General features: G+C 41.0%; 22 protein-coding genes and 1 tRNA gene. 15 read left to right on the top strand and 8 right to left on the bottom strand.

Features of this window, described 5'->3' with window-relative positions:
• Positions 1 to 12 precede the first annotated feature (12 nt).
• From SOO65_RS01600 to SOO65_RS01610, 3 genes are all read left to right on the top strand, one after another.
• Positions 13 to 1,095 (top strand): Rieske 2Fe-2S domain-containing protein, encoded by a 1,083-nt coding sequence (locus SOO65_RS01600; protein ID WP_321395886.1) that lies wholly within the window; start codon positions 13 to 15, stop codon positions 1,093 to 1,095.
• Complete coding sequence (locus SOO65_RS01605; RefSeq protein ID WP_321395890.1) at positions 1,085 to 1,837, top strand: hypothetical protein; 753 nt, start codon at positions 1,085 to 1,087, stop codon at positions 1,835 to 1,837. The genes SOO65_RS01600 and SOO65_RS01605 overlap by 11 nt, the downstream gene beginning before the upstream one ends.
• A 117-nt stretch (positions 1,838 to 1,954) precedes the next feature.
• Positions 1,955 to 2,031, top strand: a tRNA-Arg gene (locus SOO65_RS01610).
• Positions 2,032 to 2,040: 9 nt separating this feature from the next.
• Here the strand turns inward: SOO65_RS01610 and SOO65_RS01615 are convergent.
• Positions 2,041 to 2,571, bottom strand: a complete 531-nt coding sequence (locus SOO65_RS01615; RefSeq protein ID WP_321395893.1) for a P-loop NTPase family protein — start codon at positions 2,569 to 2,571, stop codon at positions 2,041 to 2,043.
• A gap of 67 nt (positions 2,572 to 2,638) precedes the next feature.
• Here SOO65_RS01615 and SOO65_RS01620 point away from each other — a divergent pair, with 67 nt between their 5' ends.
• From SOO65_RS01620 to SOO65_RS01630, 3 genes are read left to right on the top strand one after another with little or no spacing between them, the layout of a single operon-like run.
• The gene (locus SOO65_RS01620; RefSeq protein WP_321395896.1) at positions 2,639 to 3,655 is read left to right on the top strand and encodes a tetratricopeptide repeat protein; all 1,017 of its coding nucleotides are present in this window, start codon (positions 2,639 to 2,641) and stop codon (positions 3,653 to 3,655) included.
• A 14-nt stretch (positions 3,656 to 3,669) separates the two neighbouring features.
• Positions 3,670 to 4,551, top strand: a complete 882-nt coding sequence (locus SOO65_RS01625; protein WP_321395899.1) for a hypothetical protein — start codon at positions 3,670 to 3,672, stop codon at positions 4,549 to 4,551.
• Positions 4,548 to 5,177 (top strand): hypothetical protein, encoded by a 630-nt coding sequence (locus SOO65_RS01630; RefSeq protein WP_321395901.1) that lies wholly within the window; start codon positions 4,548 to 4,550, stop codon positions 5,175 to 5,177. The genes SOO65_RS01625 and SOO65_RS01630 overlap by 4 nt, the downstream gene beginning before the upstream one ends.
• Here the strand turns inward: SOO65_RS01630 and SOO65_RS01635 are convergent.
• Both SOO65_RS01635 and SOO65_RS01640 read right to left on the bottom strand, forming a co-directional pair.
• Complete coding sequence (locus SOO65_RS01635; RefSeq protein WP_321395904.1) at positions 5,101 to 6,357, bottom strand: ArnT family glycosyltransferase; 1,257 nt, start codon at positions 6,355 to 6,357, stop codon at positions 5,101 to 5,103. The genes SOO65_RS01630 and SOO65_RS01635 overlap by 77 nt on opposite strands.
• Before the next feature lie 69 nt (positions 6,358 to 6,426).
• Positions 6,427 to 6,597 (bottom strand): hypothetical protein, encoded by a 171-nt coding sequence (locus SOO65_RS01640; protein ID WP_321395907.1) that lies wholly within the window; start codon positions 6,595 to 6,597, stop codon positions 6,427 to 6,429.
• Between the two features lie 237 nt (positions 6,598 to 6,834).
• On the opposite strand from SOO65_RS01640, the gene SOO65_RS01645 reads away from it, so the two are divergent.
• Complete coding sequence (locus tag SOO65_RS01645) at positions 6,835 to 7,617, top strand: trypsin-like serine peptidase (protein ID WP_321395910.1); 783 nt, start codon at positions 6,835 to 6,837, stop codon at positions 7,615 to 7,617.
• On the top strand, positions 7,614 to 9,908 hold the full coding sequence (locus SOO65_RS01650) for a phosphoenolpyruvate carboxylase (protein WP_321395913.1): 2,295 nt from the start codon (positions 7,614 to 7,616) through the stop codon (positions 9,906 to 9,908). Before SOO65_RS01645 ends, SOO65_RS01650 begins: the two co-directional genes overlap by 4 nt.
• On the opposite strand, the gene SOO65_RS01655 is transcribed toward SOO65_RS01650, so the two are convergent.
• Positions 9,905 to 10,462, bottom strand: coding sequence for a CsbD family protein (locus SOO65_RS01655; protein WP_321395916.1), 558 nt, complete (start codon positions 10,460 to 10,462; stop codon positions 9,905 to 9,907). The two genes, SOO65_RS01650 and SOO65_RS01655, sit on opposite strands and share 4 nt — an antisense overlap.
• A gap of 107 nt (positions 10,463 to 10,569) precedes the next feature.
• On the opposite strand from SOO65_RS01655, the gene SOO65_RS01660 reads away from it, so the two are divergent.
• The 3 genes from SOO65_RS01660 (at position 10,570) to SOO65_RS01670 (ending at position 11,434) form a co-directional block, all read left to right on the top strand.
• Positions 10,570 to 10,830 (top strand): hypothetical protein, encoded by a 261-nt coding sequence (locus tag SOO65_RS01660; RefSeq protein WP_321395919.1) that lies wholly within the window; start codon positions 10,570 to 10,572, stop codon positions 10,828 to 10,830.
• A 203-nt stretch (positions 10,831 to 11,033) separates the two neighbouring features.
• Positions 11,034 to 11,210 carry a DUF1328 domain-containing protein gene (locus SOO65_RS01665; protein WP_321395923.1) on the top strand — a complete coding sequence of 59 codons (177 nt, stop codon included), beginning with the start codon at positions 11,034 to 11,036 and terminating at the stop codon, positions 11,208 to 11,210.
• Positions 11,207 to 11,434 (top strand): hypothetical protein, encoded by a 228-nt coding sequence (locus SOO65_RS01670; RefSeq protein WP_321395926.1) that lies wholly within the window; start codon positions 11,207 to 11,209, stop codon positions 11,432 to 11,434. Before SOO65_RS01665 ends, SOO65_RS01670 begins: the two co-directional genes overlap by 4 nt.
• A gap of 19 nt (positions 11,435 to 11,453) precedes the next feature.
• Here SOO65_RS01670 and SOO65_RS01675 read toward each other — a convergent pair whose 3' ends face one another.
• Positions 11,454 to 12,281 (bottom strand): class I SAM-dependent methyltransferase, encoded by an 828-nt coding sequence (locus SOO65_RS01675; protein ID WP_321395928.1) that lies wholly within the window; start codon positions 12,279 to 12,281, stop codon positions 11,454 to 11,456.
• A 344-nt stretch (positions 12,282 to 12,625) separates the two neighbouring features.
• Between SOO65_RS01675 and SOO65_RS01680 the strand changes: the two genes are divergently transcribed.
• Positions 12,626 to 12,892 carry an Hpt domain-containing protein gene (locus tag SOO65_RS01680; RefSeq protein WP_321395931.1) on the top strand — a complete coding sequence of 89 codons (267 nt, stop codon included), beginning with the start codon at positions 12,626 to 12,628 and terminating at the stop codon, positions 12,890 to 12,892.
• On the opposite strand, the gene SOO65_RS01685 is transcribed toward SOO65_RS01680, so the two are convergent.
• A complete protein-coding gene (locus SOO65_RS01685) occupies positions 12,885 to 14,282 on the bottom strand; it encodes a sigma-54-dependent transcriptional regulator (protein WP_321395934.1) in 1,398 nt (465 codons plus the stop codon). The two genes, SOO65_RS01680 and SOO65_RS01685, sit on opposite strands and share 8 nt — an antisense overlap.
• Before the next feature lie 170 nt (positions 14,283 to 14,452).
• Here SOO65_RS01685 and SOO65_RS20765 point away from each other — a divergent pair, with 170 nt between their 5' ends.
• From SOO65_RS20765 to pdxH, 3 genes are read left to right on the top strand one after another with little or no spacing between them, the layout of a single operon-like run.
• Positions 14,453 to 14,635, top strand: coding sequence for a DUF1328 domain-containing protein (locus SOO65_RS20765; RefSeq protein ID WP_407676981.1), 183 nt, complete (start codon positions 14,453 to 14,455; stop codon positions 14,633 to 14,635).
• Positions 14,632 to 15,330 carry a hypothetical protein gene (locus SOO65_RS01690; protein WP_321395937.1) on the top strand — a complete coding sequence of 233 codons (699 nt, stop codon included), beginning with the start codon at positions 14,632 to 14,634 and terminating at the stop codon, positions 15,328 to 15,330. The genes SOO65_RS20765 and SOO65_RS01690 overlap by 4 nt, the downstream gene beginning before the upstream one ends.
• Before the next feature lie 43 nt (positions 15,331 to 15,373).
• The gene (pdxH, locus tag SOO65_RS01695) at positions 15,374 to 16,021 is read left to right on the top strand and encodes a pyridoxamine 5'-phosphate oxidase (RefSeq protein ID WP_321395940.1); all 648 of its coding nucleotides are present in this window, start codon (positions 15,374 to 15,376) and stop codon (positions 16,019 to 16,021) included.
• Here pdxH and SOO65_RS01700 read toward each other — a convergent pair.
• Together SOO65_RS01700 and SOO65_RS01705 are read right to left on the bottom strand one after the other, a co-directional pair.
• Positions 16,003 to 16,569 carry a phosphatase PAP2 family protein gene (locus SOO65_RS01700; protein ID WP_321395942.1) on the bottom strand — a complete coding sequence of 189 codons (567 nt, stop codon included), beginning with the start codon at positions 16,567 to 16,569 and terminating at the stop codon, positions 16,003 to 16,005. The two genes, pdxH and SOO65_RS01700, sit on opposite strands and share 19 nt — an antisense overlap.
• On the bottom strand, positions 16,566 to 17,228 hold the full coding sequence (locus SOO65_RS01705) for a polyprenol monophosphomannose synthase (protein ID WP_407676982.1): 663 nt from the start codon (positions 17,226 to 17,228) through the stop codon (positions 16,566 to 16,568). Before SOO65_RS01705 ends, SOO65_RS01700 begins: the two co-directional genes overlap by 4 nt.
• Positions 17,229 to 17,324 lie beyond the last annotated feature (96 nt).

A 17,324-nucleotide genomic window follows, 5' to 3' on the forward strand; every position in this document is an offset into this window, starting at 1 on the left:
TAGAATGGAAGGATGCTGAAAGATAGTGAAATTAAAAAAGTTTCTAAAGACGATCATCCTCGTAAAGAGAATGCCTTCTCTCAGCCGTTAAATCATCAGCCGATTTTTAATCAACCCCATGTCATCACTGAATCCTGGTATCCAGTTTGTCCTGCTTCATCTTTAAAAGAGAATGAAACTCGTTCGTTTACAATGCTTCAACATCGCTTCGTTGTTTGGCGTGGGAAAAGCGGAAAGCTGTATGCCATGGATAGTTTCTGTCCCCACATGGGAGCAGATCTAGGTAATGGAAATGTGATTGGTGAGAATCTTCAGTGTTACTTTCATCATTGGATATTTCTTCCTGGCGGAAAATGCGCCAATCATAAAGAGGGAAATCTTGAATCCTATCCAGTGGAAGAAAAGTATGGTTTCATCTGGATCTATCCCGGAAAAAATCCTACGCATTCAGTGCCTCAACCTCCAGGACTTCTTAATCAGGAAGTGGACGCACTTTATCTAAAAAAATTAAAACTCTATGCTCATCATCATGTGATGATGGCGGGTGGAATTGATCTGCAACATTTTAAGAGTGTACATAAGGTTGATATCAAATTTGATTATCAAATCATTGAACACGGTAAACATGTTTATACCTGGGACCTATCGGGCATTCTTCCTTCTGGATCTCTTCTTCTAAATTTCACACGGTGGTTAACTGGTGGTGAATTTAAATATCAGGCCCTCTTTGCAGGTGGCTCGATTGTGAGTCTGACTTATGGAAATGATCTTAGATTTCGTGGTCGGGGGTTTAAACTTCCCAATGTAAGTATACTCTGGGCGGGCAGACCTACTGTAGATGGGGTCAGTGAAGTAGACATCTTTATCATTCGACCAAAGTTCAAAGGACTTCTCGCCCCAATTAAAAAGTTTGCCTCAACTTTATTTTCCATTGTTCTTTTGGCTGCCCTTCGGGATGACGACACCAAGGCATTTCCCCATATGCGGTTTAACGTTGGTCTTACAACTGAGGGTGATAAATCGGTCATGGATTTAGTAAGTCGTATTAATGAAGTTCCAGTTTCACACTGGACCAAGGACTCTCGTGAGAAATGAAGTTAGAAAACCAACTGTTGATGAGTGGTTTCTTGCTCTTCAACTAAAGAGTATTAAGAAGGGATTTCATTTACCTTTATATCTTGAGGCCGACATTACGAGGTTAGTTGAAAAGCTTGATTCACGCGATAAAACACCTTACACCGCGATTCTCATTAAGGCCGCTTCTCATCTTATTTACCAGATGCCGGAAGTGAATAAGGCCACCGTGCATTCAATTTGTGGGGTAAAGATTATTGAGCCCACTTATAACAGCGTGAACCTGCCATTAGAACTTTTGATTGATGGAAAGAAAGTCTTAACCGGCATTACAATTCGAGACGCTTATAAAAGGTCCCTAAAAGAAATTAACGAAGAGATTAAACTCGCCAAAAATAAGACCCTAAATGATTTACCTGTTAACCGCATTGTCCACGGTTCAGGATTTGATTGGGTAAAGAAGTTTAAGCTTCGAATAATTCACTTCATGATGAACAACTTCCCTCGTCTCTATCTTAAAAAGGGCGGAGGTGGAATTTCGGTCAGCTCCCTTATGAATCTCGCTTCCCCCGAGGTAAACGTTCATATGAGCGCTTATGGCATGACTATGATCACGATTAGCTCTTGCTCGGTGGAGAAGCGCGAGGGCCGGGAACTCCTGAAAGTGGGCTTTGCCTTTGATCATTTGGTGGTCCATGGGGCCCAAGGAGTGAAGGCTTCGGTGGAATTAGTGAAGATTCTTCAAAATCCTGCGCTTTTTTAACGCTACAACCCACTGAAATGACACAAAATTGGCCCAGATCGATAACTCTTTAAAAGTTCTCAACTTTCACCTTGAAATCTTTGCGTTCTTGCTTTAAAACTAGGGACTCAAATCAGCGCAGTCGTAGCTTAGTTGGATAGAGCACTTGACTACGAATCAAGAGGTCGCACGTTCGAATCGTGCCGATTGCGCCATTTAAAAAACTACCTCTTCAACTCCCTTAAAAATGTATCAACTTCCAATCTCGATCTGAGATGAACAAACTTTATATGTGAGAGTTTTGGATCCGACATGATCCCAAGATATTTCTTACGATTAGATTTATAGGTCTTTAAAAACCACCACAGAATTGAATCTCTCGAAAACAACATCCGAAATGTTTCTCGATTATTAGTTCCCGGCCACAACTCTTCTTTTGTAACGGCTCGGATAAAAGCTCGCTTTGTGCTTTGATAAAAATTCAACCAAAACGGAAAATCGATCCAGATAACTGTATCAGCATGGGGCCAGGTCAGATGATTGGCACGAGAGTAGTTTCCATCCACAATCCAACGGTCATTTTGAACGGCCGTTTTAATTCTATTAAAAAAAACTTCATCCCCTACTTCAGTCCAATTGGGTCCCCAGTTTAAGACATCTAGTTGTACATGCGGGATTTCTAATATTTGGGAAAGGTTCCTCGCGAGAGTGGATTTTCCACTGGCGGTGGTCCCAACAACAATGATTCTCTTCATAAAATTAAGATAACATAATTTAGACTTTTCTCCAGACTCATGGTGAACTCAAATTTTGGGGTCAAACATGAAACGTATTTTGCTTGGAATTGTTATCATTTCGGTAATGGCAATAGTGTCTTACAAATTATTAGGAACTCCTCAAAAGGCCATTGTCACAAATCCGATCCAAAAAGAAGTCCTGAAAACATCTCCGCGCCTTTCCCTGAAAGATGTGCGCTACTCTGTTTCTAAAACTGAGAAGAAGAAAATATCTTTTCCCATGGAGTGCTACTCACCCCTGGCCGATCTAAGTTCTATGACGATTGCTGAGTACAATGGGATCGCTCAGAGTAAGAAAAGTTTCGAAGATTTCTTTGGCAAAGATTGCACTGATTTGTTGAAGGACAACGCCACCTTCGATTCGTTACTAAAGACATCAGGTTGTAACTTCTCAACTGATAAAAATGGTGCCTGCATTTCTTTAATGCTGATGTTGAAGGCAAACTTTATGGCCGAACTGACTGACAACAAAAGGCCAGAAGAAATGACTTCTGAAGAACTTGCTTCTCATCTAGTACGCATGTTCTTTTCGATGGATAAATTAAAACCAGAAAGTTTTGTGTCGAATCTCAAAATTGCCGATCTTCTTTATTCAAAACACATGAATGACCCTGAGATCATCGAGGCCTACTTGGGCTATTTGATGATTGGTCAAAAGATCACAGGTGTACAATCCGTGAGAGAAAGAATTGATACAATCCTGGCCGAATCTGAAGGCAATTCATTTAAGGTTGATCGCCTATTGGTCATTAAAGAGGCCTTGGCAGAAAATCTGGCCGGGGCCCGTGAAGTCCTTGATGGTTTACAGAGTAAGTATCCCCAAGAGCCAGATCTTCACTATTACTATGCCGCCTATCACTGGAAAACGGGTAATCGAGAACTCGCACTTGCGTCACTTGATCGGGCCATTGCATTTGGGACAAATTGCAGGGAATGCCGGCCTTCAATGTATGAAGAAACCAAAAGAAAGCTCGTGAGTGCTAAAGATAAGGACGATCAACTTTTCTCAATCTCTATAGGATTGAACTTCGATAATCTATAGATCAGGAAACAATCATGAATGCACTTAAAGAGTTTCTTGAAGGTATTGTTTCAGACAAGGCATCATCCCGAACAGTTGTCGGTATTACTGCCTTGATCAACTTAGTGGGCTCTTTGATTTTGATTTATGGATTAATCAATAAACCCTTTTATGAAACAGTTCTTCAGATCCGTATTGTTCATGTTCTCATCACATCGGTTGTTTTAATCCTTTTATTGAAAATCAAGGATGGATGGAATTCTTATCTCGGGGCCATCTCCTATCTCATTTTATACACACCTATATTTTTCACTGGATGGTATAATCATGTGGCAATCGTTGAGGCCCAAATTTTGAGCAAGCCTTATGGTGGATTTCCTGTCGTGTTTATGATGCTCGCTGTTCTGGTACCATACTCTTATTTACTAAATTCGATTTTATTGGCCCTATTTTCCATTGAAACAGTCATCATCTGGTATGCCATGGATTTAGGTTCAAAACCTTTCATTGCCGGCAATGGCGAGCCCTTTTATATCGTGGTCTTCGCGTTTGTTTGTTTCTGCCTACTTTTTCTTCGTTTTCGCATCGATACCAAGGTTCACAAGCTTATGGAGCAAAAGGCACGGTCTGAATTCGTTGAAAACCTGGCGCGCACTTTCCTAAGCATGCGCGATAGGAACAATACTCCGCTGCAGTCTTTGTTAATTCTAAGTAGCTCCTTAAAAAATGATAAACCTATGACCCAGGAACAAATCGACGCATTCAAAAGATCTGTCATGACCCTGATCAGCTCAAATAAAAACTTGGTTCGGTATGAGACTAAGATACAATGGGGAAAACGTGATCTTATGACTGACTCTGAAATTGAGACCTGGTTAAGTAAGATAGAAGATGAAGTTGAAAAGGACAAAAAATGAAATGGATTTTAATTCTTGCCATGGTTGCGGCATGTAGTACAAAGGTAAAAGAAGAAAAGAGGCCCGAGGTGACTAAGGTCATGTCTCCCATTCAGGATGCCGCTTTCTATGACCTAGAAGGCACTTATTCTCTTCCACATGGGAAAAACTGTGAAATTACCTGGAGTATCACTCGTAAAAAAGAAAAGGTTAAAAAGAACATTCTGCTGAGACTTTATCAGAATGAATGTAAAGATAGCTTCACCAAGCTACTTCCTACTCATCGGGCGATCTTAACTAAATTATTCGCGGACTTTCCGGCAGACTCTGTTGTCGGTGTGAGTACTGGCGGTTTTGAGGCGATTAATCCAACCGGTGAATGGAACCTTGATATTGCCAAGGCCTCTTATAATTTTAAATCAAGACGTTCTACAAATTCTCAATTTGTCGACTTTGCTAAACAAACCAATTCTTATCAACCGTTCAAAGATCTATTCAAAGGCTTCGGAATAAATCTCGAACTTGATAAAGTTGAGAAGGTCTTTTTCATGAAAGTTAAAGAAACCAAATTTAAAGATCAGTTTGGTCCTTCACTTCAGAATCAGAATGTAATGACGGACGCTGGTATGATCTGGTGGAAACAATAAAATACCAGCCTCTCACGGCCACTGGAATAATGAACACATCAAACGGGATCCGGAAACGGATCTCGCTCTTGAAAATGTAAACACAAAGAAATAACGATAGAATGGGCAGGACCCAAATCAAAAATTCCTGACCTTTTTTAGCTCGATAAAGATATAAAGCGTATCCAGCAAGACCCGGTAAAACAAAACACGCAAAAACTAGTTCATAAAGTCTAATAAGCCCACGGAACGGTAGTTCACTGGCGGGCCAGAGATAGTTTCCTAAAAACAAAAAGAAAATACCTTCTACCGATTGAATCAACACCAGTGGATTCTCTTTAATACATTTAAACCCCTCATTCATGAAGTAACTAGAGTTATTAAAACTTTCGGGCCAGCGTTTTTCGGTTTTCATGCCGAGTTGGTAATACAGAGGTGAGATCCAAAGAATGCCGCGGTTATCGATGTTTCTTTTACTTGGGCATTTCCCTTCTACAAAGTTTAATCCGCCCGCGGTGGGAGTGAGATGAAATTTTCCAACCTTGTTATATGAGAAGGCGCCGTGTAGCAGAAGACCTGCTCCTACAATGAGCGAGATTGCAAAAATTCCTTTGAATGCCTTTATCTTATAGAAATAGAAAAGACCTAAAAGAAACAACGGACCATAAAAAGCGTGATTACCTTTGATGAGAAATGACAGAAGGAAAGTCATTCCCCAATAGTATCCCCACTTAAGTCCATTACTTTGATCATTGACGAGTCTATATCCAAAATAGAGGAGCAAACTAAGTCCGAAAGTAAAAAGGGACTCGGAAAGACCATAGCCATTATAAACGATCCAAGGAACATGAAGGGTTCCAATTAAGAGTGAAACCTTGGCGACTTTCTCACTCCAGGTCTGATAACTAATTTTCCAGATGATAAATAAAGTTATGGTTGAAGTAATGGCCTGAATAATAGACAGCGGAGTTGCCCATTCACCAAAAAAAGTTTCTAGAAAGTAGATGAGATAAGGAAAGCCAATAGGCTGGAAAAAATGGAAGTCATTCCATTCCCCTCTTCCAATCATTCCTGCGATGCGAACATAGTTTGCGACATCAGACACAACAAATTGTGCGGGCGAATAGACCCATAGAACATAGGCCATTCGCAAAACCATACCAACAACTAGCAGCACAATCACATTCTTATTTCGAGGCATAGGGTAAGTATAAAAGCGAGAGTACTAAAAGATGAACTGATTTAATCCAAATTATGCATGAAGTAACTTTTATGTTGTGCCCTTATCAAAGTTCTTCTTAATAGTGTCCGCTGCGCCAGAGTAGTTCTTATTCTTTAAATCTTCTTTTATTTTTGTTTTATCGGCCTCGGATGTTTTGTCCCACGCCTTTTTAACTGTCCCTTTGATGCCACTAATGTTTCCTTTTAATGCTTCATCCATATATCCCTCCCTGTTGGTTATGAGGGCCTAGGGCTCTCAATAAACAAGCAGCAGCTTTCATGCCATAAGAAGTCATAGAAAACTCTGAAGTTTGGGTCATTTTACCCTTTGGTACTAAACCTTTAACCTATCTAAATTCAAAGGCTTAGGTCTGTATAAAGCTTAGACATTGATATAAAAACTTCAAAATCAGGTATTCATTCCGAATGCCATTATCTTCATCGGTAGAATACAACTATGAATTTCACCAAGCTGTTAGTGCTTCTTGTGCTCTCAACTTTACTCGCTTCCTGCGGGCAAAATTCTAATGGCAAAAAAATCATTAGTTTAAATAGTGAAGAAATGAACAAAATGATGTCAGAGCAAACTTTCGAGTGTGCTTCTGAAAACGGATCCAACTGTCCAGATGGAATTGCCCGTCTCTTCGTAGTGAATGAAGAAGATCCAACCAGGTCATCTGTCTGTTCTGGATTTCTAAACGGTGACAATCGTCTTGTTACCAACAACCACTGTCTCTCAACTCTTTCTCAGTGTAAGGCGACTTATATTTCCATTTACAGCAGCAAAGGCCTTGAGACCGCTCGATGTAAGTCAATTATCCATACAGAAGTTGATGGTAAAACTTTAAACCAGAAGGCCGTCGATTTCACCGTTCTCGAGCTGGATCATAAGATTCAAAATTCAAAACCACTACCAGTCGCAAAGAGGCAGGCCTACCAAGGCGAAAAACTCATCGCATGGGTGGTGGATCAAATCAATAATCGTCAGGCGAGAATTACAGAACTTAATTGTAATCTCAGTCGTAAGGCAAAATCTCTTGAGTTACAAAACTGCCCGGTTATTTCAGGCAACTCTGGTTCACCAGTTTTAAATGAACAAGGTGAACTTTCCGCTCTTATCTGGGGATCGACTGCAGATGAGACAGTCAACGAAGAGACATCGTTGTTTGAACGTCGAAGCCTAAATGAATATGCCTTTGCCACTGACCTCAAACATTTTCTTAAATATCTCATCAAATGAGCCCGGTCATAGCCGATGATTTAAAGATCATCGTTTCCAAGGCAGTCAAGCTTCTGGGGCTTGCTATTAAAGATATCTATGGTGAGACTCACTTTCAGAAAATAGAAGATTTACGTCTGAGAATGAAAGCGGTCCGTGGAAAAGAAGGCCCAATTGTTGAAGAGGCGCTTAAATCCGTCTATGCCGAACTCAGCAAATCCCCGAATGAAGAACTTCATCAAATTGCGAAGGCCTTCTCCCTCTTGCTGGAGCTCATTAATGCCTGTGAGGCCGCTTATCGATCTTATCGTTTGGAAAGTTTTGACGTTAAGAGTGAAGGCAAAAAACCTCATTCCTTAGTTTTTGTTTTTACCAGCCATCCAACCGAGGCGCGCAGTCATAATTTCTTACGACTCATGGACAAGGTAGAAAATCTCCTTATTCTGAGTTTAAATACCACTTTTGAAAGCGTGGAAGAACAGCTTCGGTATTTATTCAGAATCGCCCTTAGGCTCAATCTCGCTAATAACCGTAGACCTCAGGTCAAAGACGAGGCGGAACAAATCTACCACGTCGTTTTAGATCCAAAGATTTTATCCGAACAAATTTATCTTAAGCGAAAAGGCATTAATGTACTTTTTAGGACCTGGGTCGGTGGAGATAAGGATGGGCATCCTAAAGTAGGTCCCCTTACGATGCAGCAGAGCTTGAATCTTTCACGTCGAAAGATTCTTGGTTGTATCAAGTACCGGCTGGATACTTATAAGGAAGAAGTTCTGTGGGCCGATGAAACTCTTCAGAGAGATTTTGTATCTCTCAATGAAGATCTTCGAAAGCTCAATACTGTTGGGACAGCAGATGGAAAGAAGGTTGTTGCCTTCAAAAAAAGATTCGAAGCTTTTTTAGATAAGACTCAGAAGAAAAAATTAAATTCTCCTGCGCTTGAAGACATTAAAGAGCTCATCTGGATTTACCCTGCTTTGGTTTTACCTTTGGAAATCAGAGAGGATCAGGGACTTATTCATGAGGCGCTTAAAAAACCGAAGCTGGCCATTGCCCAGATGTTGTTACTGCTTAAAAAAATCTCAAGTGGATTTGAACCTAAGTGGTATGTTCGCGGCTTCATCATTAGTATGTGCCAAACTCCTGAAGATCTTCTGGCCGCAGTAAAGCTCACTAAAAAGATGACAGGTTCTTATCTTATTCCTGCGGTCCCTTTGTTTGAAAACGAGAAAGGACTGACTCATGCTATTCACATTTTAAGAGAAAGTTTCAAACAAGAAGCACTTGCCCAACACCATATTAAAACCTGGGGCAGTCGCTACGAGGTGATGCTGGGCTACTCCGATTCTAGTAAAGAAAATGGAGTATTACCGGGAAGAATTCTGGTTGAAAAGGCCCTGCTTCTTTTAGAAGAATTTTTGATAAAGCATAAACTTACCCCTGTGTTCTTCCACGGCTCTGGCGGAAGTGTTAGCCGCGGCGGTGGCTCTATTAAAGAGCAAATAGCCTGGTGGCCCCAAACAGCACTTAATATTTATAAAGTCACAGTTCAAGGTGAGACGGTTCAGAGACACTTCCATCAACCACTGATCATGCGCTCACAAGTCGGAAAGATTGTGGAAGAGTTTGCCAACTACCATCCCCGAACGATTGTAAGCTGTGAGGCCATTCCAAAATTCACAGCGGAGATTCAAACCGCTTATCGCGATTTGGTTAATAACCCGGACTTTCAGAATTTGGTCTCTCGGGCGACTCCCTATGACTTCCTGAATCTACTCAAGATTGGATCAAGGCCAACGAAGCGCTCTGGTAAAGGTCAATTCACTATTCGAGCGATTCCCTGGATTCTTTGTTGGACTCAAACACGTTTACTTCTTCCTATTTGGTGGGGGATTGGTCGCTCATGGGCCACACTGACTGATTCGGAGAAAGAAGATCTGAAGGTCTACTTTGCCAAATCCCCTCTTATGCAGACTTATATTAAAAACCTGGGATTTACTTTCGCTAAGATTGAATTGGGTGTTTGGAATTTTCATGTAGAGCATTCGAGTCTCACGAAGGAAGAAAAACTATATTGGCGTACAACCATTGAGGAAGAACTCAAGCGAAGTATTGTTTTCTTCAATGAAATTTCCGGTGAAACAAGCTTCACCTGGTTCCGTCCTCAGTTGGGAGAAAGTATTTATTTTCGTTCCAGTATGATCCATCCCCTGAACGTGATTCAGAAAATTTCACTCGCAAGAAAGGACAACGTTCTCCTGAGAGAAACTGTCACCGGTATAGCAAGTGGAATGCTCACGACAGGTTAGTGACGAGCGTTCTTTTCACTCCGGTCAAAACTTCCAGGTTTAAATGATCCAGGTTGAGGAGTTGAGGAATCCTTGATTTCATCCTCAAAAATTTCCTCGGACTCATCTTGCTTTTTAATGTCCAGTCTTTCTCTGCCAGGATTTGCCCCTGAATAATTTGAATGATGCTGAGGATCTTCAATTTCTTCGTGACTTGCCTGATATGTTTTACTTTCAAACTCACTTCGCTCCTTCGAACGCGTATTGAATTCTTCTACATCATCTTCAAGTTGAGATTGGGCGGAAGTTCGGTCTTCAATCGGACTTCGCTGATAAGATGATCGATCTGGATCAAAATTTTTATCTGAAGGATTATCAAAAGAATCCATCAATTGATCTAGTTTGGATTTAATCTCAGTGCGGGTTTCACCATAACGCTCTTCCACTAAACCACTGACCTTATGAAGATTTCCTTTTAATTGTTCTAATTCATCGTCAGAAATTCTTCCCCATAAATTTCTAATACCACCCTTTATCTCTTTCCATTTTCCTCTAAATTGTTCTTCGCTCAACATAAAACCCTCCTTGGATACTCATACAGTGCAAAGCATATTTGGTGCCAAAAACCGTGGCATAAAATTTGCTCCTGTAATTCCATGACCCATTACAAATAGGAGGATGTATGAGCCGTAAGACTGGTGCAAAAGAAAGAAAAACACACACTGAAAAGGTGCTTAAGAATATGAATAAAAACGCTCAAACGGCCTCTCCGGTTGTGAAGAGTAAGGTTTCTAGCAACGTAGATCCTTCACTTAAAGATCAATACAACGTGATTAGAAAAGACCTATTGAAACTCCGCGAAGACCTTGCAAAGGGTTACGATATGACAAAAAATCTTGTTGAAAAGAAAGGTCTTTGGAAACAAATTTTAAGCGCGAAATAGTTGACCTTTACTCAGAGCGGAAGTCATATTCCGCTCTTCTTTTGTGTCATTCAGTCACATACATTACAAATATTGAGTGGAAGTTTGCCCCTAAAAATTCCCACATTTCTCCCTAACTTAGTAAATTTTAAACGCACATATCTTGGCATGAATCCTGCGATACCCTGAATGCGGGCCGTCTCTCTCAATACAAGGAGATAGTTATGTTAAGAGCAGCAATTGCATTTTTTGTCCTGGGGCTGGTGGCCATTCTCCTAGGCGCCAATAACATTGGTGGGCTATCTGTTGATATCGGTAAAACCCTTCTCTTTATTTTCTTAATTCTTGCCGTCATTAGCTTCATTGCAAGCTTGGTCGTAGGTAAAAAGATCGTTAAATGAATCAGCAGAGAGGTTTTCAAATGGACGTTAAAAACCACTTTTTCCTGACATTCCTGGCGCTGTTTTTCCTGGGAGTGATTGTCACAAAACCAGGTGAAACATTTCAGCCAGCAAAAGAAGAAAGAGATTGTCGATTAGTGAAAGGAAAAATGGCGTGCGTCTATCACTACCATGAAGACAGAATTACCAGCACGATCGGCGAAGTACATTATCAATACAGATAGAAAGGGAGTTTCTCCCTTTCTATTCTAAAAATCTGAATTTTAAATCTTCCAAGTTAAGCTCATTTAGAAGTGATTCCAAACGGCGTCTTGGGTGTTCTTTTGGCAGGTCTTTGAATTGAGCAATGATAAGTTCGTTTTTCATTGAGTGTTCCCACCCGATGAGTTCTGTCACCGTCACTTGATAACCGTGAGCTTCAAGTTCCAAACATCTCAGTACGTTTGTAATCTGACTTCCGAATTCACGAGTATGAATCGGGTGACGCCAAATTTCAGTCAGAACACTTCTTCCAAGATTTTTGCCTTTGTTCTTGCGTAGAACCGAGGCCACCTCTGCCTGACAACAAGGAACTAATACGACAAAACGTGCTTTCTTTTCGAGAGCAAATTTAATGGCGTCATCTGTGGCCGTATCACAAGCATGAAGAGCGGTAACGATATCAACCTGCTCGGGAAGTTTTTGTGAGGTAATTGACTCTTCAACGGAAAGATTCAAGAACTTCATTCTTTCAAAGCGCAGGCGCTTGGCCAGGTCCTCTGATTTTTTAACTAATTCCTCACGAGTTTCAATCCCATAAATTTCTCCACGTTTTAGTGCTTTGAAAAAGAGATCGAAGATAATAAAGCCTAAATACGATTTCCCGGCACCATGATCGACCAGTGAGAAGTTTTTCTCCGGATCTTTCACCACTTCATTCAAGAGTGGCTCAATGAAATTATAAAGGTGATAAACTTGTTTCAGCTTTCGACGTGAATCCTGATTGAGTTTTCCATCACGAGTGAGGATGTGAAGTTCTTTAAGCAGTTCTACAGACTGCCCTGGTCTGATTTCTGGAATGTTTGTTGTCATGAGCGGAGTATAGCACGAATGAGAGGATACCACCTTGGCAAAACCAAGGTGATATATCGGCAATTTATTTGTTCGATGGGAACGCTAACAGATATGTGCAGGATGTGTGTTTTTGCTGCCGATTCTCATGAAACTCTCGTCAGTCCATTCGGACCGTAACGTTGTTAGCAGACTCTACTAAGCATTTCAAATGCCATGGGGAAAGCCACAATATTTCAACATCTTACGATTTAACCAATAATGTTGCGGGGTTTTTTGTCACATTAGGTCGGGGTGTTATTCCCGAAATCGCTTAAGAAATCGAGAAAATAGGCTTAAAATCTACCATTACCGAGGGAGTAGTTATGGAAGTACCTGAAGCTATGCAAACTCGATATGTGGAGAGAAGAAAGCAGGATCTGGAAGTATGCCGGAAGAACCTTGCCTTACAAAAATTCTCCGAACTTGAAAAAGTCGGCCATCAATTAAAAGGCAATGGTGTCACATTTGGTTTTGATGATATTTCCGTGATCGGAAAAAGAATGGAAGTTGCCGCTGCCGAGGCCAATGTTCACGAAATGGAAAAGGCCCTTAAGGACCTTTCCCATTGGGTAAAGCAACATCTTAATTAAGGTTCATCTCTTTTAATTTGCGATAAAGAGTTTTACGATCGATGCCAAGATCTTTGGCCGTTTGCTCTTTGGCACCATCATTCTTATCGAAAATATATTGAATGTATTTCTTTGAAAGCTCATCCAGAGTCACTGGCTTTTCATATTCAAAGCTCACACCAATTTTATTCTCCTGAGGTGTCTCTCCACCCGTTGATGGATAAGCGTCTTCAGTCGGAAGATCTTCCGCTTGAATAAACTCAGATGTCGTAAGCACAACCGCTCTTTCAATCGCGTTTTCAAGCTCACGAACGTTACCTTTCCATTCATGGGCCTCAAGTTTTTGAATGGCGTCTTTATTGAAACCCTTCACATTCACATTGTTCATGACTGCGAATTTTTTCAGGAAGTACTCACTCAAAGGAAGAATATCATCTCTTCTTTCTCTTAGCGGTGGCATATAAATGGGAATTACATTTAAACGGAAGAATAAGTCTTCTCTGAATCTACCTTCCGCCACTTCTTTACGAAGGTCTTTATGGGTAGCACAGATAATTCTCGCGGTGATATCTCGGTATTGGTTCTCACCGATACGCTTAACTTTTCGCTCTTGTAGTACACGCAATAATTTTGCCTGCAGTGGAAGAGTCAGGTCACCAATTTCATCTAAGAACAAGGTACCTTTATTCGCCTCTTCAAAGAGACCAACTTTCTTATCATGAGCACCAGTGAAGGCACCTTTGGCGTGACCGAATAGCTCTGATCCGAGAAGGTTCTCCGGAATGGCCGAACAGTTAATCGCAATGAAAGGTCCGTCGCGCTTATCTCCTAATTCGTGAACAGCTCGAGCAATAACTTCTTTACCTGAACCAGATTCACCTGAGATGAGAACGTTGGCCTGACTACTTGAAACTCTTTTCGCGAGTTCAAGTGCCTTTTTAAATCCTTGCGACTTACCAATGACGCCCTTAAGTCCAAGAAGGTCTTCCTGGAAAAGACTTTTTAAATTTGTGTTCTCTTGTTGAACCTCATTTAAAAAGAGAGCACGTTGAACAGAAATAAGAAGCTGTGGGATATGAAGAGGTTTTAATACGAAATCGTAAGCACCTGCTTCAATCGCTTCAACTGCGGTTTCAACGCTTCCTTCAGAGGTCATGAGAATAATTGGAAGAGACGAGTTTGAACGTCTGATCCTGCGAATAAAATCCATCCCAGACATCACCGGCAGTTTTAAATCCGAGATAACAACATCAGGTTCAACTCGCTTATTTTCAATTTCAATGAGGGCCTCTTCAGCATTGCCGAAGGCAAATACCTTATAACCACGTTGTTTAAAGAAACTTGATAGAAGGTCCAATAGGTCCAGATCGTCGTCGATTAAAGTGATGGTGGCGCTGTTTTTGAGTTTCACGGGGCTAAAATCCTTTGACGGGAATTTTTGCCTAATATAGTGGCAGAAATACCCAGTGGCAAGACCTTGTGAATCTGTAAGTGCTCGATAACACAATAAAAAAAACGTGGCATCTTGACTGCACCTTCCTATCTGGGCCCTTGGGTCTAAGCATTAAGAGGGAAATATTTATGTTAAGAGCAGCAATTGCATTCTTCGTGTTAGGACTTTTGGCCTTCATATTTGGGGCCTATAATATAGCAGGGACATCAATCGAAGTCGGAAAGATCCTGCTGGTGGTTTTTCTGGTCTTTGCATTGATCAGCTTTCTCGGTGGACTTACAACCGGCAGAACGAAGGATAGATTGCCTTGAATTTAGCAGATTCAGTCAAATATGTTCTTAAGCGGAAGAAGCACAATATCTTCACAGAGTTTTGGAGAGATGATTTCAAAGGTCTTCTGAAACAATCTCAAGGGGACGTCTCTCACCTCTTTAAAAGTGGCATTGGCCAATTCAAAAGCGCCAAACAAACAGGATTCAAATTTTCCGTTAAAGACATTTTAGAATCGGGAATGGATGTCCTCACCATTTTCAAAGTCACTCCACGTCGTGTGAAAGATGGATACTTACAATTTAAAGATGATTTTGTGCATGAGCTTGATAAACAACCTGATCAAAAGCAGAAAACTATTTTCATCTTAAAAGTTTTGGGCGCACTTACAAGTTTTGCAGTCGGAACTTTCTATAGCATGAAGAAAGGCGGTACGGACTTTAAGATTCCGGGTCTTAAGGCCAAGAATGCTTTCACTCAATTCCTGCTTACCGAAATTGTTTTCAAATTGTCCCAGGTTTTTATCGTTCGCTTCTTGAACGAAGTTGAACGTCAGATGACAGACACAGATGAACTTTCCAATATCCGCTATTTTAAAGCATTAATCTCTGATCGAACTCAGATTTTGGCAAAAGAAGGCGAAGTTGAGCATCCGCATGAGCCAGATGATCGGGCCATTGAGATTGTGGATGACCTCAAAAATTACATAATGACTGGTAAGCGCCAGTATCACTAACTTACTCATGACAACAAAGTGTAATTCGAGCTATGGTTTTGCCATGGATATAAATGAAACATTGGAAAATTTAAGAGGCACTTACCTGAATGCAATGCTGGATATCAAGGATTGTAATCCTGATCCCGTTTTGCAATTTGATAAATGGCTGGAAGATGCCGTGAATGCAAAGTGCGATGAGCCCAATGCTTTTGTGCTCTCTACGATTAAAGGTGATCGTCCTCGTGGTCGAGTTGTTCTCTTAAAAGGCATCCACGAAAACCAATTCATTTTTTACACCAACTACAATAGTGCCAAGGGTGATGAGATTGCTCTTCACGATAAAGTTTCTCTTACTTTCTTATGGCTTCCCCTGCACCGTCAGGTGCGCATTGAAGGCGTGATCAAAAAAGTAGAACCTAAAATTTCTGATGAGTATTTTCATAAGCGTCCACGCGGATCTCAACTTGGTGCCATTGCCTCACCTCAAAGTCATAAGGTTTCTAGTCGCGAGGAACTTGAAAAGTTTTTTGCTGATGTTGAAAAGAAGTTCGCCGGAACTGAAGTTCTTCCACGACCTGCTCACTGGGGCGGATATGGAATTGAAGCTGATTACATAGAGTTTTGGCAGGGAAGAAACAATCGTATGCACGATCGTATCTGCTATGAGCAGAAAAATGGTAAATGGGAACTTTATCGATTAGCACCTTGATGGTTGCGATAGACCCAGGCAAAGAACGACGCCCAGATTGTACCGATTACGAATCCACCAATAACATCTCCAGGGTAATGAACACCTAAATAAATGCGACTGTAGCTTACAAGCACAGGGGCGATCCAGATGAGATGTTTCCATTTGTGTTTGAAGTTTAAAGTTTTAAAAGAAAACATCACGAGTGCCAAAGAGTTCGCGGCATGTGAAGAAACAAACCCAAATTTTCCTCCACACTTTTGTCCGAATGAATAGATGAGTGGTTTTAAATCGATTTCGCGACAAGGGCGCAGACGATTTACGATGTTCTTTAGAACATACGAAGAAGTCACATCACTTGCAATCAGTGTAAGCACCAGGAAAAGAGCAAAGTAAGCAGTTTCTTTTTTTCCGAAGTGCTTATAGCTATACCAAAAGAAATAACCCAGAAAAGGCACCCAGATTGATTGTCCGGAAAGGACAGTCATCAATCCATTTAGCCATTCAGCGTGATAGGAATTTAACCACAGAAAAAAAGAGCGATCGAGAGCTTGAAGGCCTTCAATCACTGAAGAGTACCTAGCATCTTTTTAAAGCGCAGGCGGAACACATTGATCACCGCTTCTACGATAATTTTGCGGCTCATTTTAGATTTACCAACTGTGCGCTCATAGAACGTAATTGGTACTTCTAAACATGGAAGGCCTTGTGACCAAACTTTATATTTAAGTTCAATCTGGAAAGCGTAACCAATTGAGAAAATCTTATCGAGATTAAGTGACTGAAGGGCCTTACGTGAATAACCGTTGAAGCCTCCAGTTGAATCACTGAATGGAATGCCGGTAATAACACGAGCATAAATAGAGGCAAAGTATGAAAGAAGAAGTCTCTGCATCGGCCAGTTCATGATACGAATTCCGCCAATATAACGAGAGCCTACTGCCAGGTCATACTGACCCAGTTTATTTGTAAATTCAGGAATAGCTTCTGGATCGTGAGAGAAGTCACAGTCCATAGTGATGACTGCTTCGAAGTTTTGTTCCAGGGCCCAACGGAAGCCCCTGATGTAAGCGGTACCTAGACCAAGTTTTCCAGAACGTTCAATTAAATGAAGGTTCGCTTTCTTTTGTTGGAAGTTTTTGATGAGTTTAGCTGTTCCATCCGGAGATCCGTCATCAATAATGAGAACGTTAAGGCTCGGATGTAGACGATCTAGCGTCTCTAACATTTTTTCGATGTTAGCAATTTCATTATAGGTTGGTATGATAACAACTGCTTTATCCAAACTGATCAAAACTGGGCCTTGGCTATAAATTTAAATAAA

It is taken from the genome of Peredibacter starrii, from assembly GCF_034259205.1.
Taxonomy (GTDB): Bacteria; Bdellovibrionota; Bacteriovoracia; order Bacteriovoracales; family Bacteriovoracaceae; genus Peredibacter; species Peredibacter starrii.